Origin of the sequence: Pelagimonas phthalicica (assembly GCF_004364805.1) — a bacterium.
Lineage (GTDB): Bacteria > Pseudomonadota > Alphaproteobacteria > Rhodobacterales > Rhodobacteraceae > Pelagimonas > Pelagimonas phthalicica.
Genome location: NZ_SOAP01000002.1, coordinates 63,003 through 84,297 on the forward strand (window position 1 = coordinate 63,003; position 21,295 = coordinate 84,297).

Annotated in this window: 19 protein-coding genes; 7 read left to right on the forward strand and 12 right to left on the reverse strand. The window is 58.7% G+C overall.

All coding sequences use genetic code 11. The features are described 5' to 3' along the window. The first annotated feature begins 1 nt into the window (after position 1). Together CLV87_RS10440 and CLV87_RS10445 are read left to right on the forward strand one after the other, a co-directional pair. Positions 2-781 carry an SDR family oxidoreductase gene (locus CLV87_RS10440; protein ID WP_099245076.1) on the forward strand — a complete coding sequence of 260 codons (780 nt, stop codon included), beginning with the start codon at positions 2-4 and terminating at the stop codon, positions 779-781. A gap of 83 nt (positions 782-864) precedes the next feature. Beyond that, positions 865-2,007, forward strand: coding sequence for a hypothetical protein (locus tag CLV87_RS10445; RefSeq protein WP_099247650.1), 1,143 nt, complete (start codon positions 865-867; stop codon positions 2,005-2,007). A 25-nt stretch (positions 2,008-2,032) separates the two neighbouring features. On the opposite strand, the gene CLV87_RS10450 is transcribed toward CLV87_RS10445, so the two are convergent. The 5 genes from CLV87_RS10450 to CLV87_RS10470 all read right to left on the reverse strand — a co-directional run bounded on the left by CLV87_RS10450 (position 2,033) and on the right by CLV87_RS10470 (position 7,914). Continuing rightward, on the reverse strand, positions 2,033-2,722 hold the full coding sequence (locus CLV87_RS10450) for a M48 family metallopeptidase (RefSeq protein WP_099245078.1): 690 nt from the start codon (positions 2,720-2,722) through the stop codon (positions 2,033-2,035). A 167-nt stretch (positions 2,723-2,889) separates the two neighbouring features. After that, on the reverse strand, positions 2,890-5,049 hold the full coding sequence (purL, locus tag CLV87_RS10455; RefSeq protein WP_099247652.1) for a phosphoribosylformylglycinamidine synthase subunit PurL: 2,160 nt from the start codon (positions 5,047-5,049) through the stop codon (positions 2,890-2,892). 408 nt (positions 5,050-5,457) lie between these two features. Then, entirely contained in the window at positions 5,458-6,021 is a 564-nt protein-coding gene (locus CLV87_RS10460; RefSeq protein WP_133840751.1) for a DUF6151 family protein, read from the reverse strand. A gap of 27 nt (positions 6,022-6,048) precedes the next feature. Next, positions 6,049-6,438: a YbaN family protein gene (locus CLV87_RS10465; protein WP_235871904.1), complete on the reverse strand. Its 390-nt coding sequence runs from the start codon at positions 6,436-6,438 to the stop codon at positions 6,049-6,051. A gap of 564 nt (positions 6,439-7,002) precedes the next feature. Continuing rightward, positions 7,003-7,914, reverse strand: coding sequence for a LysR family transcriptional regulator (locus CLV87_RS10470; protein WP_099245082.1), 912 nt, complete (start codon positions 7,912-7,914; stop codon positions 7,003-7,005). 169 nt (positions 7,915-8,083) lie between these two features. On the opposite strand from CLV87_RS10470, the gene CLV87_RS10475 reads away from it, so the two are divergent. After that, positions 8,084-11,506, forward strand: coding sequence for an indolepyruvate ferredoxin oxidoreductase family protein (locus tag CLV87_RS10475; protein WP_099245084.1), 3,423 nt, complete (start codon positions 8,084-8,086; stop codon positions 11,504-11,506). 254 nt (positions 11,507-11,760) lie between these two features. On the opposite strand, the gene CLV87_RS10480 is transcribed toward CLV87_RS10475, so the two are convergent. Then, positions 11,761-12,156: a DUF7450 family protein gene (locus CLV87_RS10480; protein ID WP_099245086.1), complete on the reverse strand. Its 396-nt coding sequence runs from the start codon at positions 12,154-12,156 to the stop codon at positions 11,761-11,763. 278 nt (positions 12,157-12,434) lie between these two features. Here CLV87_RS10480 and CLV87_RS10485 point away from each other — a divergent pair, with 278 nt between their 5' ends. Further along, positions 12,435-13,319 carry a lysophospholipid acyltransferase family protein gene (locus tag CLV87_RS10485; protein WP_099245088.1) on the forward strand — a complete coding sequence of 295 codons (885 nt, stop codon included), beginning with the start codon at positions 12,435-12,437 and terminating at the stop codon, positions 13,317-13,319. A gap of 48 nt (positions 13,320-13,367) precedes the next feature. Next, entirely contained in the window at positions 13,368-14,180 is an 813-nt protein-coding gene (gene murI / locus CLV87_RS10490) for a glutamate racemase (protein ID WP_099245090.1), read from the forward strand. A 301-nt stretch (positions 14,181-14,481) separates the two neighbouring features. Here the strand turns inward: murI and CLV87_RS10495 are convergent, their stop codons facing one another. The 5 genes from CLV87_RS10495 to CLV87_RS10515 form a co-directional block, all read right to left on the reverse strand. Beyond that, on the reverse strand, positions 14,482-14,901 hold the full coding sequence (locus tag CLV87_RS10495; RefSeq protein WP_099245092.1) for a BLUF domain-containing protein: 420 nt from the start codon (positions 14,899-14,901) through the stop codon (positions 14,482-14,484). A 303-nt stretch (positions 14,902-15,204) separates the two neighbouring features. Then, positions 15,205-15,936 (reverse strand): DUF3592 domain-containing protein, encoded by a 732-nt coding sequence (locus tag CLV87_RS10500; RefSeq protein ID WP_099245094.1) that lies wholly within the window; start codon positions 15,934-15,936, stop codon positions 15,205-15,207. A 111-nt stretch (positions 15,937-16,047) separates the two neighbouring features. Continuing rightward, a complete protein-coding gene (locus tag CLV87_RS10505; RefSeq protein ID WP_099245096.1) occupies positions 16,048-16,326 on the reverse strand; it encodes a hypothetical protein in 279 nt (92 codons plus the stop codon). A gap of 40 nt (positions 16,327-16,366) precedes the next feature. Further along, positions 16,367-17,044, reverse strand: coding sequence for a PspA/IM30 family protein (locus tag CLV87_RS10510; RefSeq protein ID WP_099247656.1), 678 nt, complete (start codon positions 17,042-17,044; stop codon positions 16,367-16,369). 99 nt (positions 17,045-17,143) lie between these two features. Then, positions 17,144-17,734 (reverse strand): TetR/AcrR family transcriptional regulator, encoded by a 591-nt coding sequence (locus CLV87_RS10515; protein ID WP_099245098.1) that lies wholly within the window; start codon positions 17,732-17,734, stop codon positions 17,144-17,146. A 249-nt stretch (positions 17,735-17,983) separates the two neighbouring features. Between CLV87_RS10515 and argC the strand changes: the two genes are divergently transcribed. Then, positions 17,984-19,012, forward strand: a complete 1,029-nt coding sequence (argC, locus tag CLV87_RS10520; protein ID WP_099245100.1) for an N-acetyl-gamma-glutamyl-phosphate reductase — start codon at positions 17,984-17,986, stop codon at positions 19,010-19,012. A gap of 218 nt (positions 19,013-19,230) precedes the next feature. Then, complete coding sequence (gene ccmE / locus CLV87_RS10525) at positions 19,231-19,689, forward strand: cytochrome c maturation protein CcmE (protein WP_099245102.1); 459 nt, start codon at positions 19,231-19,233, stop codon at positions 19,687-19,689. A gap of 28 nt (positions 19,690-19,717) precedes the next feature. Here ccmE and CLV87_RS10530 read toward each other — a convergent pair whose 3' ends face one another. Next, positions 19,718-21,034: a sensor histidine kinase gene (locus CLV87_RS10530; RefSeq protein ID WP_099245104.1), complete on the reverse strand. Its 1,317-nt coding sequence runs from the start codon at positions 21,032-21,034 to the stop codon at positions 19,718-19,720. Between the last annotated feature and the right edge of the window lie 261 nt (positions 21,035-21,295).

Below are 21,295 nucleotides of genomic sequence, written 5' to 3' on the forward strand. Positions count from 1 at the left end.
CATGGATTTGGGGATTGCGGGAAAGCGCGCTTTGGTGTGCGCTTCTTCTAAGGGTCTAGGGCGCGGGTGCGCCGAGGCGCTGGCCGAGGCCGGAGTTGAACTTGTGATGAATGCGCGCGGAGCTGAGGCGCTTGAGGCGACCGCGCAAGAGATCCGCGACACTTATGGCGTGGCCGTGACCACTGTGGCGGCTGATATCGTCTCGCCCGAGGGGCGCGCCAAGGTGCTTGAAGTGGCTGGAGATGTGGACATTCTGGTGACCAATGCGGGCGGGCCGCCTCCGGGGTTGTGGTCTGATTGGGGGCGGGAGGAATTTGTCGCCGCGTTGGATGCCAATATGCTGACGCCGATTGCGCTGATGACCGAGTTGATGCCGAAAATGGCCGCCAAGGGCTGGGGCCGGGTGGTCAATATCACCTCGCAATCGGTCAAGGCTCCGATCCCGCAACTGGGCCTGTCCAATGCGGCGCGCACCGGGTTGACCGGCTATGTGGCTGGCACTGCGCGGCAGGTCGCCCCGGATGGGGTGATTGTGAACAATCTACTGCCGGGCATTCACGCCACCGATCGCGCCGTGTCTCTGGATGGCGGTGTCGCAGCCGCGCAGGGGATTTCCCTTGAGGAGGCGGCCGAGCAGCGTGCAGCAACCATTCCGGCGCGGCGCTATGGCACGCGGCAGGAATTTGGGGCCATGTGCGCTTTCCTTTGCTCGCAACAGGCGGGGTTCATTGTGGGTCAGAACATCCTGCTGGATGGCGGCGCGACCAACGCGACCCTTTAACCGAGAGCCCCAAATTCCGTTGACGGAATTTGCAAATTCCATGGATGGAATTTGGGGCATCCAGAATTGAGGATAAGGCAGATATGGCACGTGGACCGGATGGGCAGGGCGGAGGCGCTGGGTTTTCGCTGGCGGATCAGTTGTTTAACGAGAGCTCGATTGGTGATTTGGCGCAGGAATACAGTGTCTTGCCGGGGTTCGAGGCCGAGGACTTTGCCCGTGAGGTCCTGTCTGGCTTTGACGGTTTGGGCCTTTTGGAGCGGCTCGATTGGATCGCGACCTGCGTCGAAAAACGCCTGCCTGCGGAATTTCCAGCCATGGTCGAGGCTTTGCGCGCGGCCATGCCGCCCGAGCTGGACCCGACTTTGCGCGACGACGATTTTGGCCGCTTTATCCATGCGGTTCCGGGAATTTTGGCGGTGCGCCACGGGGTGGAGGATCATCGCGATCTGGCGTTGGATCTGCTCTATGACGCGACCAAACGCTTTTCGATGGAGTTCTATATCCGCCCTTTCATAAACCGCTGGCCCGAGGAAACCTTGGCGCGGTTGGATGAGTGGTGCGGGGATGAGAATTACCATGTGCGCCGCCTGGTGTCCGAGGGCACGCGCCCGAAACTGCCCTGGGCGCGCAATATCACCTTGGCTCCGGATGTGCCCTTGCGGTTTCTGGACCGGCTGCATGGGGATCAGACGCGCTATGTGACGCGCTCGGTCTCAAACCACATGAATGATCTGTCCAAATTGATGCCCGATGAGGTTGTCGCGCGCCTGTCCGCCTGGCGCGAGGCGGGCTTGCAAGAGCCCAAGGAGCTGACCTGGATGACCAAACACGCGCTGCGCACCGCGATCAAACGCGGGGAGCGCGGAGCGTTGGATTTGCTTGGGTATCGCGCTGGTCCGGTTTCGGCCCAGCTGAGCATCGCGACACCCGAGGTGGTGATTGGTGAGGCGGTGGCGTTTGATGTGACCCTGGACTGCGCGGAAGATTTACCGGTCATGGTGGATTACCGGTTGCGCTTTGCGCGGCCTAAGGGAAACGCGGAAAAGGTGTTCAAACTCAAGGCGGCCAAGGTCAAGGCGGGCAAGAGCCTGACCTTGAACAAGCGCCATGTTCTGAAAGGCAATGCCAGCACCTTTACGCTGTATCCCGGCACCCATGGGATTACGGTGCAGGTGAACGGACAGGATGTGGCTGAGGGAGAGTTTGAGCTGGTTTCGGGTTAGGGCTGCTTAACAGGCGGGATGGAAATCACCCCAACTTATCCCACTTCTTTTCCAATTTCTCAATCGCTGCAATGCGTTCGCCGGTTTTGGGATGGGACATCATCCAGGCCGGAACGGAACCGCCGCGTGATTTGGTCAGGTCTTCGAGTTTGTGGAACAGGGATTTCTGCGGCGCGGTTCCGATCCCGGCTTTGACCAGCAGGGCGGCGGCATATTCATCGGCCTCGTATTCATCGGCGCGCGACAGGCGGGCCGAAAGTAGGGACATCGCAGTATGGGCGATCCAGCCGCCGACACCGGGGATAAAGCGGTTGAGGATCATCGCCAAAGCGGTGCGCATGGCGTTTTGGCCGGAAAAGTCGATCATGCGGCGACGCGAATGCCCCAGCGCCACATGGCCAAGCTCATGGGCGATGACCGATGACAGCTCTTCGGCAGAGACCTCGCCAGCTTTGTATTTGTTGAAAAAACCGCGGGTGATGAAGATCCGGCCATCTGCGGCGGCCAAGCCGTTTACCGGCTCGATCTCATAGATATGCACTTTGATCCGAGGCAGATCGAGCGCAGCGGCCATTTGATCGGTCAGGCGTTTCAGCACCGGATCGGCCAGCTCGGTGGATTTGGCATCCAGCTCGCGTGCGGTGCGCCAGGTTGAGACCCGGAACATCACATAGCCATAGATCAGGGCGAGCAGGATTGGCGCGAATTTCAACATGGGTGAAATATGGGGGCGGGGCGGTTTCTGTGCAACCGCGTTCGGAGAGGTTTCCTAATGGTCTCGCATGAGATGCGAGCCATTTTGAAAGCCCCTCTCCTGACCTCTCCCCTTATGCGGGGAGAGGAACCAAGTGGCGGCTGACCCTGTCACATCAGCGCTGTGCCTTAGGCAAAGTAGCCTGCGAAAGCCTCGCGGCTGATCAAACTGAGTTCGGCCAGAGGGGCCTCGGAGCTGCCAAATTTCACCGTGTCACCGCCGAACTTACCAACGGATTTCAGCGGCACGCCAGCCTGACCAGCGGCGAGCATCAGTGCTTCGGCCTGATCGAAATTACAGGCGATCAGGTAGCGGGCCTGGTCTTCGCCAAAGAGTTCGGCGGTATCCGCGCTGTCCAGTTGCACACCTACGCCGGAAGCTTCGGCCATTTCAAAGGCGGCCAGTGCGAGGCCGCCATCGGAGAGGTCGGAGCAGCATTTGATCAGGTCACGCTGGGCGCGGATGAAATCACCATTGCGGCGCTCGGCGTTGAGATCGACAGCGGGGGCGTCGCCATCTTCGCGGTTGAAGACTTCGGCGAGCAGGGCGGATTGGCCGAGATGGCTGCCGCTTTCGCCGACCAGCAGGGCGACATGGCCCTCGCGGGCGTAGTCGAGAATGGGCTCTTCATCCGCTGCGATCAGGCCGACGGCCCCGATGGTCGGTGTGGGCAGGATGCCCTGACCGTCGGTTTCATTATAGAGCGAGACATTGCCGGAAACGATCGGCATGTCCAGCGCCAAACAGGCCTGACCTATCCCGTCCAATGCGCCGACAAACTGGCCCATGATCTCGGGCTTTTCGGGGTTGCCGAAGTTCAGGTTGTCGGTGGTGGCCAGCGGCTTGGCCCCGGTGGCGCAGAGGTTGCGGAAGGCTTCGGCGACGGCCTGTTTGCCACCCTCAACCGGGTTTGCCTTGACATAACGGGGGGTTACGTCGCTGGTGAAGGCCAGTTTCTTGTCGGTGCCATGCACGCGGATCACGCCGGCTCCGTAACCGGGCACGCGCAGGGTGTCGGCCATGACCTGGCTGTCATATTGTTCATAGACCCATTCGCGCGAGCTGTAATTGGTCGAACCGATCAGCGCCTTGAGCGCGTCGATCCCGTCGACTTGCGGCACATCCTCAAGTGGGGCGGCGGCGGGGGTCGGCACCCAGGGGCGATCATATTCCGGGGCGGTCGAGCTGAGTTTGGACAGCGGCATATCGGCTTTGACTTCGCCATTATGCATGATGAGGAAGCGGTCTTCGGCGATGGTTTCGCCGACAATGGCGAAATCCAGATCCCATTTTTCAAAGACGGCGCGGGCGGCGTCTTCTTTGGCCGGATCCAGCACCATCAACATGCGTTCCTGAGATTCCGACAGCATCATCTCATAGGCGGTCATGTTCTCTTCGCGCTGGGGCACGTTTTCGAGATCAAGACGCACGCCGAGTTCGCCTTTATCGCCCATCTCAACCGCGGAGCATGTCAGGCCCGCAGCGCCCATATCCTGGATCGAGATCACCGCGCCGGTCTTCATCAATTCCAGCGTCGCCTCCATCAGGCGTTTTTCGGTGAAGGGGTCGCCGACTTGGACAGTGGGGCGCTTTTCTTCAATGGAATCATCGAATTCGGCTGAGGCCATGGTGGCACCGCCAACCCCGTCACGGCCGGTTTTTGCGCCGAGATAAACGACCGGGCGACCGACACCGGAGGCGGCGGAGTAGAAGATTTTGTCGGCATCCGCGAGGCCCGCGGCGAAGGCGTTGACCAGGCAGTTGCCGTTATAGGCGGGGTGGAAGCGGACTTCGCCGCCGACTGTTGGGACGCCGAAAGCGTTGCCGTAGCCGCCGACACCTTCGACCACGCCATGCACCAGCTGGCGGGTTTTGGGGTGGTCTTTTTCACCAAAGGAGAGCGCGTTCATCGCCGCGATGGGGCGGGCCCCCATGGTGAAGACGTCGCGCAGGATTCCCCCAACCCCGGTGGCCGCGCCCTGATAGGGTTCGATATAGGAGGGGTGGTTGTGGCTTTCCATTTTGAAGACCACCGCCTGACCGTCGCCAATATCAACCACACCGGCATTTTCACCGGGGCCGCAGATGACCTGCGGACCATCGACGGGGAGCTTTTTCAGGTGTATTTTCGAGGACTTATAGGAACAATGTTCGTTCCACATGGCGCTGAAAATGCCCAGCTCGGTGAAGGTGGGTTCGCGGCCCATGATCTCAAGAATGCGGTCATATTCTTCGGCGTTGATCCCGTGGGATTCAATCAGCTCTTGGGTGATGGCCGGTTCTTGCATGGGGATCCCCTGTTCTTTGGCAGCTGGCGTCGGGCGCTCTTTACGCCAAGCAATGCAAAAGGGGAAGAGGGAAGGGGCGCTGCCTCTCTTGGCCTGCGGCCAATTCACCCCGGGATATTTGTGGCCCAGAGAAATGGGGGCGGGGTTTTGCGATTTTAAGGCAGCGTTCGGTGGGGGTAATGGAGCGTTCGCGGTTTGCGCAACGGGGCAATCGGTACAAAACCGGGCGCGTTTTGGGGGGATTGCCTGGGGGTGAGTTGCGGGCGGCGCGAGAGGGCGCGGGGCAATCTGTCTGATTCTGGGCGGGCTTGGGGGATATTGCCCCAATTTTGTCGGCTGTCGCGCTTTGGGCGGGGCGGTTTTTGGTTAAATTCGCTTAAGCGAGGTTAATTTGGCCCTGTTTCTGGGTCAGGGGCGGGCGGAGTTGCGTTCTTCCAAGGTGAGCACTTTGGGGGCGACCACCGGGGTTTTGTCGGGGTTGAAGAAGGGGCGGAGTTTGTCTTTGCCGCTGATCAGAGCCTTGGCAGCGCGCCAGAACAGCGAATAGACCGCGCCGGGCACGCCGCGCTGGCGGATTTTCTTCGTGGCGCTGTCCGTGTTGGCATGGCAGGTGGCGCGGCCAAAGTGATCGGTGCCGGCAGGCAGGACCGCGCCGACAAAGGGCAGGGTCGGGCTGGGCAGGGTATTGGCGATGGGGGTGTCGCAGCAGGTGGCGTACCAGCGAAACAGCCCCTTGGGGCCAAGCCGCATCAGACCGAGATGTTCAGCGCCCTGATCAATGACAAAATTATCGGGGGTGGTTTGAAAGATCTGCGTGCCGCCATCGGTCAGATAGCTGTCTTGCTTGCCCAGGTGACGGGTGCCGGTCTGGCAATCCGGGCAATAGCAGATCAGATGCCGCCCATCCGCCCCTGCTTTGATATGCCATTGCATCTGGCCGCAGGTGCAGCTGAGTTTGCAGGTGTCAGACATGGGAGGCTCCTAAGCTTTGGCGACGGGTTACTCGGCGGGCCCATCCGGGCGCGACAGCACATAAAAGGCCGCGCCAGAGAGGCAGATGGCCTGAATGATCAAGACATAGAGCGGCAGTTGCAAGACCAGGCTGAGCAAAAAAGCAGCAGCCATCATCGTTGCTGCCATTTTCTTGTGCCGAGGTGCGATGGCGCCGTGATCCTCCCAGGTGAGAATCGGCGTGCCAAAGGTCGGGTGGGTTTCCAGCCAACGGCGCAAACGCGGCGAACCTTTGCCAAAACAAAAGGCGGCCAGCAGCACAAAGGGCGTGGTAGGCAGGATCGGCAGGACAATCCCGATCACGCCCAAGGCCAGGCTGATCCCGCCAAACAGGACCCAGACCGGACGGGTCAGTATATGATGTCGTTTCTGCGTCACTGCGGTGATCCTGACTTCTTAAGTCAGAGATGGCGCATTACTGCGGAATTGCAAGCTCGGATCTTTAGGGTCAGGATGCATTGATTTGGCGTCACTGGCGCAGGAAGAGCAATAAAGCAGAGGTTTTGGGCGCGCAGGAACTGGCAGGGTCAATTTCAAGCGGTCAAGGCCGCTGCTTTGCAGCGCTTCCCGCGTCGGGACGATTTACCTGATCTTGCCCCTGATCTGCGTTGCATCGTCTTGAAATACAACCAGTATTTCTGCGTCGATGTGTCTTGTCAGGAACAAGATCAGGTAAACCAGTGGCGTCAAATCAATGCATCCTGACCCTAGGTGCCGGACTGAGAGGGGAGATGAAGACCTCTGAAAAGAAAAAAGGCCGAGCTCAAAGCTCGGCCGAAGTCCAACAGGGAGGTGATAATGGCGTCGAAGATCGACGCGTCATCATCATGTGCTGAATATGGCATCACTTTAGAAACGATCAAGACTAAACATGTTGCAGTCGCAGCATTGCCGCTATGCGTTGTGTGCATGTCACACTGTGTCTTTCCCGCAATAGTTGAATCAGCTACTTTGCTCGTCAGCTAGTGCGCGCAAAGAACGGCGGTGTTCCAGGATTTGTTCCTGCACAAAATCGCGAAATGCAGAAACGCGCTTAGATTGACGCAATTCCTCGGGATATGCCAGAAAAACAGGCACTTCTACGGATTCGACCTCGGGCAGGACCCGGGTGATATGGGGGTTGCCGTCAATGATATAGTTGGGCAGCACGCCAATCCCGAGATCGGATTGCACCGCTTGCAACACACCAAAGTAGTTATTGACGGTCAAAGTGGTCTTAACGATCGATAAAAGCTGTTGATTGAGCTGCAGGCCGGCGCTGACCTGGGCGGATTGGACATTTTGGCAGATCAGACGGTGATGCTGCATGTCCTCAATGCTGTCGGGCACACCATGTTTGTCGAGATAGCGCGGCGACGCATAAAGGCGCATACGAATGGCCATCAGGCGTTTGCGGATCAGGTCGGCCTGGCTGGGCTCTTTCATGCGAATGGCCACATCCGCCTCGCGCATGGGCAGATCGAGCACGTTTTCCGCCAGCATCAGATCGATCTTAAGGTCTGGATATTTCTCATAAAGTTTGGCCAGACGCGGGGCCAGCCACATGGCGCCAAAGCCATGGGTGGTGGTGACGCGCAATTCGCCAAAGACTTCTTCTTCGCTGTCATGAATGCGTGCGGTCGCGGCCTCGATCCGTTTCACCATCGAAGAGGTGGCATCAAATAGCAGCTCGCCCTGTTCAGTCAGAATCAGCCCGCGGGCATGGCGGTGGAACAGGGTTGTCTTGAGCGAATCCTCGAGCGCGCGGATTTGGCGGGACACGGCGGATTGCGACAAATGAAGGGAGTCGCCCGCATGGGTCAGACTGCCTGCATCCGCCACTGCATGAAATATTCTTAGCTTGTCCCAGTCCATTGTTGCAACTTTTGCCTCTGTTAGCGCCCGATTTACGACATAACCTCATAATCCAACAGCACCATAACGTAACCGGTGAAAATCACAAAAAATTCCCTATACAGGTCAGCAATTGTGACCTAATGTTGCGCTATATTGAAAAGAGGACCACAGCGAGGGGAGGCGCGAGATGAGCACTCAGAAAGTATCGTTGAACGACAAGTTTGATCTCACCAAGGATCAGATCCTGTTGAACGGGACCCAGGCTTTGGTGCGGTTGATGCTGACCCAGGCGGAACGTGACAAGGCGGCGGGGCTGAATACGGCCGGTTATGTCACGGGCTATCGCGGCTCGCCTCTGGGGGCGGTTGATTTGCAGATGACGCGGGCGGAGAGGTTCCTGAGCGCGGCGCAGATCAAGTTTCAGGAAGGTATGAACGAAGACCTCGCCGCCACGGCGCTATGGGGCGCGCAGCAGGCCGAGCTGCGCGGTGAGGGCAAATATGACGGTGTCTTTGGGCTGTGGTACGGCAAGGGGCCGGGGGTGGATCGCTCGGGTGATGTTATGCGCCACGCCAATATGGCCGGGACCTCGCAAAATGGCGGGGTGCTGATGGCCATGGGCGATGACCATACTGGCGAAAGCTCGACCGTGTTGCACCAGTCGGAATGGGCGCTGGTGGATGCCTATATGCCGGTGGTTTCGCCTGCCGGGGTGCAGGAGCTGATTGACTACGGCATCTATGGCATTGCGCTGTCGCGTTATGCCGGGGTTTGGGTCGGTCTCAAGACCATGAAGGACACGGTTGAGGCCACGGCGGTGGTGGATGGCCGTCCGGACCGGATGAACCTGGTGCTGCCCACAGATTTCGACATGCCTGAGGGTGGCTTGAACATCCGGTTGGGCGACACGCCCCACGCGCAAGAGGCGCGGATGATCGATTACAAACGCTTTGCCGCCGAAGCCTTTAGCCGCGCCAACAAGATGGACAAGCGCATGTGGGGCAAGCCGGGGGCCAAGATCGGCTTTGTCTCGGCGGGCAAGAACTGGCTGGATCTGCAACATGCGCTGGCGCTGCTGGGGATTGACGAGGCCGAGGCCGAGCGGCTGGGTATCACCACCTACAAGATCGGCCAAACCTTTCCGCTGGATATGAAGGGCTTTACCGATTGGGCCGAGGGGCTCGACCTGATTGTGGTCATCGAGGAAAAGCGCAAGCTGATCGAGGTACAGATCAAAGAGGCGATCTTTGACGACCGTAGGGGCCGGCGGATTTATGGCTGGTACAAGGGTGGCGCGGGCCTGATGGGGCGCGAAGAGCTGTTCCCGACCCGTGGCGCGCTCGACCCGATCTGGATTGCGCAGAAACTGGGTGACATTCTGATCGAAGAGGGGCGTGGCACCGATGGCATCAAGGCCGGGCTGACCACGCTGGCGGAGATTACCCGCGCTGACAATGCCGAGGAGATCGCCACGCGCACGCCTTGGTTCTGTTCCGGCTGCCCGCATAACAGCTCGACCAAAGTGCCCGATGGCTCGCGCGCTTATGCGGGGATTGGCTGTCATTATATGGTGCAATGGATGGATCGCGAGACCGTTGGTTTCACCCATATGGGGGCCGAGGGGGCGAACTGGATCGGCGAGGCCCCGTTTTCCAACACCGAACATGTGTTCCAGAACCTTGGCGACGGGACCTATAACCATTCCGGGTCATTGGCGATCCGGGCGGCTTTGGCCAGCGACACCACGATTACCTATAAGATCCTCTATAATGACGCGGTGGCCATGACCGGTGGCCAGCCCAATGAGGGCGGCCTGACCGCGCCGCGCATTGCCGCCGAGGTGATGGCCATGGGCGTAAAAAATATCGCCGTGGTCTATGACGAAAAGGAAGACGTAGATCAGGGGCAATTCCCCAAAGGGCTTGCCTTTCACGAGCGCGCCGAGATGCCGAATGTGCAGGCCGAGATGGCCAAGACCAAGGGCGTGTCGGTGATCCTCTATATCCAGACCTGCGCGGCGGAGAAACGTCGTCGTCGCAAGCGCGGGCAATTCCCGGACCCGGATAAGCGGGTGTTTATCAACACGGATGTCTGCGAGGGCTGTGGCGATTGCGGCGTGCAATCCAACTGTGTCTCCATCGTTCCGGCTGAGACCGAGCTGGGGCGCAAGCGGGCGATTGACCAGTCGAGCTGCAACAAGGATTTCTCATGCGTGAACGGGTTCTGCCCGTCCTTCGTGACCTTGCAGGGCGCTGTAGTGAAAAAGGCCGCGACGCGGGAATTGGACCTGCCGGATTTGGCGGAACCGCAGTTGCCCAAGATCAACGGCACCCATAATGTGGTGATCACCGGGGTTGGGGGCACAGGGGTTGTGACCATTGGCGCGGTTCTGGCGCAGGCGGCGCAGATTGACGGCAAGGGCGCGGCGATGATGGAAATGGCCGGGCTGGCGCAAAAGGGCGGCGCGGTGCATATCCATCTGCGCCTGGCCGAAAAACCGGAGGATATCTCCGCCGTGCGCGTGGCGACCGGGGAATGTGATGCGCTGATTGGCGGCGATCTGGTGGTTTCGGCCGGGGCCAAAACGCTGGGCCTGACCCGCACCGGGCGCACCGGGGCGGTGGTGAACAGCCATGAAATTGTCACCGGGGCCTTTACCGAAGATCCGAATTTCTCGCTGCCGACGGATCGGCTGCAACTGGCTTTGCAGGCGCGGATGCAGGATCAGGTCTCGCTCTTTGATGCGTCGGATCTGGCCAAGGCTACGCTGGGGGATAGCATCTTTTCCAATATGATGATCCTTGGCGCGGCCTGGCAGCGTGGCTTGGTGCCGCTCAGCCATGAGGCGATCATGAGCGCGATTGACCTGAACGGGGCGGCGGTTGAGAAGAACCAGCGCGCCTTTGAGATCGGGCGTTGGGCGGTGGATCATGCGGATGATGTCGCCGATTTCCTGGGGCCAAATGTGGTCGCGCTGCCCAAGTCCTTGGACGAGAAAATCGCGTATCGGCGCAAACATCTGGTGGCTTATCAGGGCAAGGGTTTGGCCAAGAAGTTTGATAAGATGTTGGCGCAGGTTGGGGATGATGCGCTGAAGGAAGCCCTGGCCAAGGGCTACCACAAGCTGTTGACCTATAAGGATGAATATGAGGTGGCGCGCTTGCATCTGGAAACCCGCTCCAAGGTGGCCGAAAGCTTTGAGGGGGATCCCAAGATGACCTTCCACCTGGCTCCGCCTTTGTTGTCCAAGATGGGGCCGAATGGCCGACCGGCCAAGAAGGAATATAGCGAAGGGATGCTGCGCTGGTTCAAGCTGTTGGCACGGATGAAGGGGGTGCGGGGCACGCCGCTGGATGTCTTTGGCCGCACCGAAGAGCGCAAGATGGAGCGCGCGCTGATCAAGCAATATGAGCGTGACATGGCGGAATGGTTGCCCAAGGCGGGCTCGGTCGATCCGGATGCTTTGCTGGCTTTGGCAGAACTGCCCTTGCAGATCCGCGGTTTTGGTCCGGTGAAACAGGGGAATGAGGCCAAGGCGGCCAAGCGGCGCGAAGAGATCCTGGCGGTTCTGCGCCAGGGGCTGAGCGTGACGGCCAAGGCGGCGCAATAGGTGGGCGTTTTTGTTAGACGCTAATCCTCCGGATTGCCTTGCAATCCGGTTCGCGCCCGACCCGCCCCCAGGGCGGGCGCGAATTGCTATAATCTTTCCGCACAAGGCGTCGTTGAGGGCAATACACCCGGTCATCCAGCCGAAACGCGCCCACCCTCGGGATCGGGCGCGAACCTCTGTTTCGCCTTTTCGGAAAGCTCTGGCTTATCAGGATTGCAGTTGAGGCGCTGGGGCCCCCTGCGCCTCGTGTCGTCTTACAAATGTTCCTTTTTCGAAGGCACGCAGAGCGTATGCGGCGGCAGGACGGCCGTCATGCTTTGTTCGCGGAACTGATTGGCGGTCATCACGTCAATGGCTGGTTTGGTCTTGGTGACGGGCTCGGCCTTGATCTCGTAACAGACCAGATGCACCTCGGGTTCGCGAATACCTTCGCCATTCTTGTCCACCGGGTTGCACAGCGAGACGGGGCGGATCACCAGCCCCTTATAGCCGGCGAATTGGTCCTTGAGCTCGACCGGGATTTCTTTGAACCCGCCATGCGGGTCGATGTTGTAGCACAGGTAATGTTCGCCAAAGGCATGGGCCGAGCTGGCAAAAGCTCCGGTTGCGAGTGCGGCAGCAAAGAACAGGGTTTTCAGTTGGGCTGTCATGGTATTTCTCCTGAAAAATGAGGTATTTGAAAAAGTGTCCGCCTTTGGATAGCGCGAAAATTTGCGCCAAGACGTGTGGGAGTGATAGCAGTTTTCCACCCGTTTTAGGAGATGTCATTCTTTTCAGCTCTCCCATGGGGGAAATCCGCCGATGCGAGGCAGGGGCTCTGTCACAAAAAGTTCATGGCTTTGGCGCATGATTCACACCCTTGCGGGCTCGGGTCTCTGGAAACCCCGGAGGCTTTGACTTAAGGAGCCGCGACGACAAGAGGCCCGGAATGAAACACGACCGCCACGCCGCGCGCGATATCTCATACGCCTATAGCGCCCAGTCCAAACCGGGGCGGGCGATGATCCGGTTGATGGAAAACGCGACCGGGCGGCTAAGCCTGATCAAACGCGCTCAGGGCTATGAGCAAGAGGTCGCGGCGGGCAAGGATTTCTGGCAGGTCATGGTGGAACGCTATGGGCTGGGGCTTGAGGTGATGGGCGGTTCGCTCGACAACATCCCCAAGACCGGGCCGGTGATTGTCATCGCCAACCACCCCTATGGCATTCTGGATGGGCTGATGCTGGGGCATATCCTGTCGGTGGTGCGCGGCGATTTCCGTATTCTGGCACACAAGGTGTTCCGCAAAGCCGAAGAGCTGGACAAGATCATTCTGCCGATCAGCTTTGATGAGACCCGCGAGGCGGTGCAGCAGAACCTGGCCACCCGCAAGGAAAGCCTGCGTTATTTGGGGGATGGCGGCTGTATCGGGATCTTTCCGGGGGGCACGGTGGCCACGGCTGAAAAACCCTTTGGCCCACCGATGGATCCGGTCTGGCGCAGTTTTACCGCGCGGATGATTTCCAAATCCGACGCCGCCGTGGTGCCGATCTATTTTGACGGCCACACCTCGCGCCTGTTTCAACTGGCCAGCCATCTGCATTACACCTTGCGCATGGGGCTGTTGATCAAGGAATTTCGCAAGCGGGTGGACACGCCGGTGCGGATTAGCATCGGAAAGCCGATCCCACGCGCAGAAATTGACGCATATAGCCGCGATACCCGCGCAATGATGGATTTCCTGCGCAAATCCACGTATGATCTTTCCCCGAAGCCGTTGAAATCTTATGACTACGGGTTCGAGTTTGAGGATAAGCACAAGCCCCGCACCTGATGACGGGGTAAAGAGCCGCGAACGCACGGCAAAAACAGAGGTAGTGACATGGCAGTAGGTGTTTTCGATTCCGGCCTTGGGGGCTTGACCGTTCTGGATGCGGTGACCAAGGCGATGCCCGAGGTTCCCTTTGTCTATTTTGGTGATAACAGCCACGCGCCTTACGGGGTGCGCGATGCGGATGATGTTTACAACCTGACCACGGCAGCGGTTGAGCGGCTTTGGGAGGAGGGCTGTGATCTGGTGATCCTGGCCTGCAACACCGCCTCGGCGGCAGCGCTGCGGCGGATGCAGGAAAGCTGGATCCCGTCGGATAAGCGCGTGCTGGGCGTGTTTGTACCGCTGATCGAAGCGCTGACAGAGCGGCAATGGGGCGACAATTCTCCGCCGCGCGAAGTGGCTGTTGAGCATGTGGCGCTGTTCGCCACCCCGGCCACGGTGCGCAGCCGTGCCTTTCAACGGGAATTGGCGTTTCGCGCCATCGGTGTCGATGTCGAGGCGCAGGCCTGTGGTGGCTTGGTTGATGCCATCGAAGAGGGTGACATGATCCTGGCCGAAGCGCTGGTGCGCAGCCATGTGGATGCGCTGAAACGCAAGATGCCCGACCCGCAGGCGGCCATTCTGGGCTGCACCCATTACCCGCTGATGCAAGACATCTTTCAGGATGCGCTGGGGGCCGAGGTCAAGGTCTATTCCCAGGCGGATCTGGTGGCGGCCTCGCTCAAGGATTACCTGAAACGGCATCCGGCCATGATGGGCAAGGGTGAGGAAAGCGGGTTTCTGACCACGGGTGACCCCAAGAAAGTGTCGGGCAATGCCACGCAGTTTCTGCGCCGCGAGATCAAGTTTCGCGCGGCTTAGATCGCCCGGAACTGAAATCCGCTACATAAAAATTATCAACCACGCAGGTTCGCGCCCGGCACCGAGGGTGGGCGCGTCTAATCTTGGCAGCCGGGCAGTGGTATCAGATATCGGTGCATCTTGTTGAAACGTTGAGACGAATTCGCGCCCGCCGCTTTGTCGAAGGCAAACCTTTGGTTTGACGGGCGGGGTCATGCTGTAAGCATGCCTCTGGCATGAGCGCGAACCGGATCTCCGGCGATCCGGGGACACTAACTCTATGACAAGGATTTCGGATCCAGGTGACTAGGTTCAGGATGCATCAGCTTAATTTGGTCGATGCGTAGCTGGTCATCAGTGTCAGCAAATCACCTGCCGCGTTCTTGGGAATGCGGTAGTTGAGCGCGTTGCGCGACAGTTCGAAAAAGCTGTTATCGGCGTCCATTCCCTTGTGCAGTCGACGAAATCCCATGGACCAGTCTTTGAAGCGGCGTTTCTTGGCGGGGCCAAAGGACAGGACCTTCATCCGGTAATGGCGCGGGTCGCGATAGACCCGATCTAGGGTGGCCTGAACCTGATGCTGCGGTCCTTCGAGGACTTGGAAAAAGGTGCGGCCGCAATAGAGCAGCATGCCGGTGATATTCACAGCCTGGTTGCGGCGGCGGGCTTCGGACAGGATTGTGTCCAGCTCGTCATCCGACATGCTGGATTTGGAATGGCTGATATAGATGACGCGGTACATGCTCTCCTCCTGATTTGCGCCCCCGAGGAAGAGAATTTCATTAAAATGTTAACGGAACCTGTGGGGTTTGGAGATGCGAAAGGGTTTCACACCGGATTGCTTGCAATCCGGTTCGCGCCCGACCCGCCCCCCAGGGCGGGCGCGAATTGCTTTAACCTTTCCACACGTGGCGTCGTTGTGGGCAATACACCCGGTCATCCAGCCGAAACGCGCCCACCCTCGGGATCGGGCGCGAACCTCTGTTGTGGCTGAAAAGTTCTGTAGGCAAATCTAGCTTTTAGCCTACCTGGATTACTCTCGCGGCTAGAACTCCTGCCCGATATCCTGCACCCACCAGCTGCGTTTGCCTTCAAAGACCACGTCGATCTTTTTGCCCTTGCGGTAGGGTTTCAGCACGCTTTCGCCGCGGGGGAAGCTGCGGAACTCTTGGCCGTCGGGGCCCTGCCAGCACAGCCGGTATTCCTGGTCGACGGGCGAAGAGGTCAGCGATTTTTTCCAGTCACAGACCGTGACCAACTGCCAGTCACCCCTGCGCCGTGCGCGCAGGGCGGCGCGGGTTTTGGACAGGGCGGGGAGGCAGCACAGCACCACCAAAAGGAAGATGCCGGAATTAACCCAGATCAGCACTTTGGCGGCCTTGCCGCGCTCGCCTTCGGTCAGTTCGATCAGGCGCGGGTTGTCTTCGGAATACCAGACCGGGATGACATCCCCATCCTTGATACGGTCAAATTCCAACCCGCCAACCGGGTGATAGATCCGCACCTCATTGCCGGTTTGCAGCTGAAAGCGGAGCTCAAGATTATAGGTATGGCTGATGACGTCGCGCAGGCCGGCTTCTTCGGTTTCCGAGACGAGGTGGCTCAGAACGGTGGCCTGGGATGGTTTCATTTTGCCATTGGTCTGGCGTTCCTCAAGGATGACAAAGATCGACACGATCAGAGACACCGACCAGATCCCAATCATGAAAAGCGGGATGAAACCGCCAAGTTTCCAGAACAGTTTGAACAGCGGGACGGGGGGCACGGAGTCAGTCATGGCTAAGTTCTACCTGAGCGCAGGCATGGCTCAACGGGTAGTTTTGACAGGGAGGCGCGAAAAACGCCCCTCGTGTCCGAGAGGCGTCTTTTTGGGCAGGATTTGGGGCGCTTAGAGATCTTCGCGCAGGGCGTCTTCGAGGATCTTTTCGTTCTTGGCCTCCTCGATGCGGTTGATGCGGTCATTACTGATGCGCTGATCGAATTTGTATTTCACCACATTGATCAAGCTGATGGTCAAGAGCACGATGCCCATGCCCCAATAGCCTTTGGTCGAGAGCGGAACATCAACCGACAGCCAGAGGGAAATCGCCAGCAGGGCATAGGCCAGGGCAACGCCCGCCATGTTGATAAGAAGGATCATGCCGTTTTCGTTGGATGCGTTGTTCATTTTGTGTCTCCTCGTGGAAATAGTGTTTTGGGGTAGGGGTTTATTTGGTGGATTTCAGGCGGGCCAAGACGTCATTGGCGGTGCTTTTTGAGGCTTTGCCAAAGCCCTCAGCCGCCAATTTGTCCGCCACATCGGTCTGGGTCAGACCGTCATTGATCTCTTTCAGGATCTGACCCTGTTCAAAGGGATCATCCTTTTGCAGCACGCGGGCGATCAGCTCTTCGGCTTCTTCAAAACTGCTATCGGCGGCCACATGCGCATTCAGGCGCTTCTGGATAGCCTGCTCTTTCTTGGCGGCGCGGGCGGCGAGGGCCCCCTGTTTCAGATCGATGATGCGGCGATGGGCGGTTTCGACCGATTGGCGCAGTTGCAGGATGCGGGTTTCCAGGCGCTGCAGGGTGGCGCGGCGCAGGGTGAGTTCGTTTTCCATGGTTGCGATGGCCTGGGCGGCCTCGGTGGCCAATTCTTCGCGATCAGCGGCGAGGGCTTCGGTGGCGCGCTCGGTCAGGTCTTGCAGCTTGGTCTCAAGAGTTTCGACCTGACGGGTCTCAGAGCGTTCGCGCTGGATCAGGCTGGCCAGAGAATACTTGGCCGATTTCAGCGACGCCTCGGCCTCGCGGATTTTTTGGTCAATCAGTTCAATGCTGTAGCGGTCACGCAGCGCTTCTTCCTGACGGGCGCTTTCACCGGCGATCAAAGTCTTCAAAGTTGCAAACATGGTGCTCTCCAATTTCGTGAACATCGTTCATGAATTTGAAATAGCAATTGCGTGAACGGCGTTCAAGCCATAAATGAACGGCGTTCATTTTACGTGGCGTCACGAAATCCGCGACAGGATCTGCGCGATCATTTTCTTCAACAGGGGCAGGGGGACGCCTGAGATGCGTTGTTCGAGGCCAAGCAATACAATGCCATGCACCGATGAGAACAGGGCACGGGTCATCAGGTCGAGATCCTGTTCATGCATATCCGGGAAAATCTCGGCCAGAGGTTCGGAGATGTAAGAGAACAAACCGCCCAGAGCATCCATATACCATTGCGGCACCGGGCCCTCGGTCGACATTTCCACGTCAAACAGCGCGCGCCACAGGCTTGGTTGTTCGGCGGCGAAGTAGAGATAGGCGTGGGACATGGCGATCAGCCGGTCGCGGGGCGGCTGGCTGGCGCTCTCGGCCACGGCCTCGGCCACCTTGGCCCCAAGGCGGCGGAAGGTGCGGCCATTGACTTCTAATGTGAGCGCGTTGAGGTCATCAAAATGCGTATAGATCGCGCCAACGGCACAGCCTGCCTCTTTGGCCAATGATCGGGCGCGCAGAGATGACAGGCCTTCGGCGGCAATCTGGGCTTCGGCCAGCTCGATCAGTTTTTCGCGCAGCGCGGCTTTGCGGGCTTTGGTTTTTTCGGACATGTCTGACCTTTGTGTGAACGCTGTTCAACGGATAGCAATGCAGCCACAGCCAGAAAACCCCCAAAGCCATTGAATTTGCAAAAGAGCGGCGTTATAGCTGCGCGAAAGGAGATCACCATGGCTGCGTTTGACGCTTTGTTTTTGCGACGATGACCGTGACTCACCGGGCTTTTGGTCCGGGGCGTGATCTATTTTTTGGCCGGATTGGGACAGAACCCAGGGCCACCCCCAAACAGCAAGAGACTTCGCATGTCGCATAATATCGCCATTATCGGTGCGTCCGGCTATACCGGCGCGGAACTTATCCGGCTGATTGCCACCCATCCCTCGTTCAAGATCAAGGCGCTGGCCGCCAATTCCAAGGCCGGGCTGCCGCTGGCCAAAGTGTTCCCGCATCTGCGCCATCTGGATCTGCCGGATCTGGTGACCTGGGAGCAGATTGATTTTGACCAGATTGACCTGTGTTTCTGCGCGCTGCCGCATAAGACCAGCCAAGAGGTGATTTCGAAACTGCCCAAGAGCGTCAAGATCGTCGATCTGTCGGCGGATTTCCGGCTGCGTGATCCGGAGGCCTATGAAAAGTGGTATGGCAATCCCCATTCGGCGGTCGAGATGCAGGGTGAGGCGGTCTATGGTCTGACCGAGTTTTACCGGGACGAGATTGCCAAGGCCCGGTTGGTGGCGGGCACCGGTTGTAACGCCGCGACGGGGCAATTCATTTTGCGGCCATTGATTGCGGATCAGGTGATTGATCTCGATGAGATCATTCTGGACCTGCAATGTGGGGTCAGCGGGGCCGGGCGGTCGTTGAAAGAGAACCTGCTGCATGCAGAGCTGAGCGAGGGCAGCAATGCCTATGCGGTGGGCGGCACGCATCGGCATCTGGGCGAGTTCGATCAGGAATTTTCCGCCATTGCCGGGCGTGAGGTGAAGATCCAGTTCACCCCGCATCTTGGCCCGTTCAACCGGGGTATTCTGGCGACCTGCTATGTCAAAGGCGAGCTGGCCGAGGTTGAGGCGTCGCTGCGCAAGGCCTATGCGGAGGAGCCCTTTGTCGAGGTGCTGGAGGCGGGCGAGACCCCAAGCACCCATCATGTGCGCGGCTCGAACTTTTGCCATATCGGTGTGGTCGCGGATCGGCTGCCGGGCCGGGTGATTGTGGTGGCGGCGCTGGACAATCTGACCAAGGGCAGTTCCGGGCAGGCCTTGCAGAATGCCAACCTGATGCTGGGCGAAGAGGAAACCGCCGGGTTGATGTTGGCCCCCTGTTTCCCCTGATTGCGTTTGTTGCGGGCGGGCTGGGGCGCTGCCCCGCCCCGAGCAAGCTCGGGACTCCCCGGGATACTTTTGGCCCAAAGAAACCTGGGGCGGATTGCGCAAAGTCAAGGCGTGCTGCCCGGGGGCGGGGGCATAAGGTGTGACAAATAGGGTCTGCAAATCCAGAAGGGAGCGCCCTATATAGGGTGCAATGAAACGGTGCTGGAGCGGATCTGCAAATGGCTTTGAAATCTTTGAAGAAGAAACGGCGTGTTCAGGTGATTGCCTTGGCGGCGGTGGCTTTGATCGTTTCGACCGCTTTGATCGGCTATGCGATGCGCGACGGGATCAACCTGTTCCGCTCCCCCACACAAGTGACCGAAGCGCCGCCCGCCTCTAATGAGGTGTTTCGCATTGGTGGGCTTGTTGAAGAGGGCTCGTTGATCCGTGGGGCCGGGCAGGAGATCCGTTTCAACGTCACCGATGGTGGCGCGACCGTGCCGGTGGTCTTTGCTGGGGTGTTGCCGGATCTTTTTGCCGAGAACCAGGGCATGGTGGGCACCGGGCGCTATGTGGATGGGGTGTTTGAGGCCTCGGAGATCCTGGCCAAGCATGACGAGAATTACATGCCCAAAGAGGTGGTGGACGCGTTGAAAGAGCAGGGCGTTTATCAGGAGCATGGGGATCAGGATAGCTGATCCTGTGATGGTCTCGGTGATGGGGGCGCTATTCGCCCGCCACACGCGGCAGCAAAAGCGTGACCAGCAAGCCGGTTGGCAGGGCGTTGTCCAGCACCAATGCGCCGCCAGATTGCTTGGCAAAGCCTGACACGGCCGACAATCCCAATCCTGTCCCGGCCCCGACACCTTTGGTGGTGTAAAAGGGTTCCGGCAGTTTGTTCAGCGTTTCGTCAGAGACGCCCGGCCCGGCATCCTGCACATAGATGCTGACATAGGGCGGCGCGGTTTCCGGCTTGGCTTCCAGCCCGTGGGGCAGGGTGTCGACCTTTTTCACCCCAATCTCGATATGGCCTTTGCCCTGCATGGCATCCTGCGCGTTCAGGCAGAGCTGGATCAGACAGGTTTCCAACATGTCACGATCCACTTTGGCCCAAAGCGGGGTGGCGGCGGGGAGGATTTCGAGCGTGATTTCGGGATTGAGCAGGTCGGTCAGAACCGGGCCCAAATCCTTGAGGAAGCTGTTGCAATTGGTATCGACCGGGGAAAGACGGGTGCGCCCACTGGAGGCAACCAATTGCTGCACGGTCAGCGCGGCGCGATCGGCGGCAATGCGGCATTGGCGCATGGCGGCGGCCCGTTCTTCCCGGTCTTCCAACAGTTCGACCAGTTCCAGATTGCCCATGATCGCGGTGATCTGATTGTTGAAATCATGCGCGACGCCGCCGACAAACTGATTGAGCGCACGGGCTTTTTGCGCCTGCGCATAGCGGCGTTCCGCATGGCGGCGCGCCTGTTGCCGCTCAAGCTCCATATGCTGGGCGCGCACCAAAAGGAACAGGCCCAAGCTGGTCAGCACCACCAGGAGCACTTGGCTGGACAGGTTGGGAATGCCGGGCCAAATCCGATAGAGGATGGCAAGGATAACCACCAGAAATCCGGCTGTGTCGATCCAGAGAAAATCCTTGGTCGGGTTTTCGCGATTGAGGACATAAAGCGCGGAGGCAACCACGGAAATGCAGCCCGCGACAAAGACGATGTGATCTGCGGAGGTCACCATATAAACCAGACCAGCATGGAAAATCACAGCACCCAGACTATAGGCCAACCGTGCATGGCGCAGCCGCATAGTCGGAGAATTTCGCCGCCTGGGGTTGAGGATATAAAACAGCAGAGATTGTTGTGCGAAATAGGCCAGAAGCCAAATGGCCAAAGTCCAGTCCTTGGCCACAAAGACAAAGATTGGCACCGCAACCAAAAGCGCGAACAGCCGCAAAATCAGCTCTGATCTATTGCCAAAATCCGCGCGGTACATCTTAATCAGACGCGCGGTTGCGTCGTTTGCCATGATTGGTTCGTCATTCATTTAGTATTCATGCAAAGACTGACCTATATGGCTTTTCAGAGCAAGCCAAACAAACGCCACAAAGGGATAGGTTCCGGTTCGCGTTCGTTAACAATCGCGAAGTTTCAAAAAATATGTTCGTGATCAGGCAACAACAAAATATATATGGGTAATATCTGTTTATTGCGTAGAGTCGCAAAAGCGGTTGTTCTAGGCAAATAAGGGACGCTGATCAGTATTGCGCGGCGCATCTAATGAGGGAAATGGGCCGAAGCAATTAGC

Bases quoted from the DNA above. Each gene is read 5' to 3' on its own strand.
- CLV87_RS10440 (WP_099245076.1), top strand. From the start codon at position 2: ATGGATTTGGGGATTGCGGGAAAGCGCGCTTTGGTGTGCGCTTCTTCT.
- CLV87_RS10445 (WP_099247650.1), top strand. From the start codon at position 865: ATGGCACGTGGACCGGATGGGCAGGGCGGAGGCGCTGGGTTTTCGCTG.
- CLV87_RS10450 (WP_099245078.1), bottom strand. From the start codon at position 2,722: ATGTTGAAATTCGCGCCAATCCTGCTCGCCCTGATCTATGGCTATGTG.
- purL (WP_099247652.1), bottom strand. From the start codon at position 5,049: ATGCAAGAACCGGCCATCACCCAAGAGCTGATTGAATCCCACGGGATC.
- CLV87_RS10460 (WP_133840751.1), bottom strand. From the start codon at position 6,021: ATGTCTGACACCTGCAAACTCAGCTGCACCTGCGGCCAGATGCAATGG.
- CLV87_RS10470 (WP_099245082.1), bottom strand. From the start codon at position 7,914: ATGGACTGGGACAAGCTAAGAATATTTCATGCAGTGGCGGATGCAGGC.
- CLV87_RS10475 (WP_099245084.1), top strand. From the start codon at position 8,084: ATGAGCACTCAGAAAGTATCGTTGAACGACAAGTTTGATCTCACCAAG.
- CLV87_RS10480 (WP_099245086.1), bottom strand. From the start codon at position 12,156: ATGACAGCCCAACTGAAAACCCTGTTCTTTGCTGCCGCACTCGCAACC.
- CLV87_RS10485 (WP_099245088.1), top strand. From the start codon at position 12,435: ATGAAACACGACCGCCACGCCGCGCGCGATATCTCATACGCCTATAGC.
- murI (WP_099245090.1), top strand. From the start codon at position 13,368: ATGGCAGTAGGTGTTTTCGATTCCGGCCTTGGGGGCTTGACCGTTCTG.
- CLV87_RS10495 (WP_099245092.1), bottom strand. From the start codon at position 14,901: ATGTACCGCGTCATCTATATCAGCCATTCCAAATCCAGCATGTCGGAT.
- CLV87_RS10500 (WP_099245094.1), bottom strand. From the start codon at position 15,936: ATGACTGACTCCGTGCCCCCCGTCCCGCTGTTCAAACTGTTCTGGAAA.
- CLV87_RS10505 (WP_099245096.1), bottom strand. From the start codon at position 16,326: ATGAACAACGCATCCAACGAAAACGGCATGATCCTTCTTATCAACATG.
- CLV87_RS10510 (WP_099247656.1), bottom strand. From the start codon at position 17,044: ATGTTTGCAACTTTGAAGACTTTGATCGCCGGTGAAAGCGCCCGTCAG.
- CLV87_RS10515 (WP_099245098.1), bottom strand. From the start codon at position 17,734: ATGTCCGAAAAAACCAAAGCCCGCAAAGCCGCGCTGCGCGAAAAACTG.
- argC (WP_099245100.1), top strand. From the start codon at position 17,984: ATGTCGCATAATATCGCCATTATCGGTGCGTCCGGCTATACCGGCGCG.
- ccmE (WP_099245102.1), top strand. From the start codon at position 19,231: ATGGCTTTGAAATCTTTGAAGAAGAAACGGCGTGTTCAGGTGATTGCC.
- CLV87_RS10530 (WP_099245104.1), bottom strand. From the start codon at position 21,034: ATGAATGACGAACCAATCATGGCAAACGACGCAACCGCGCGTCTGATT.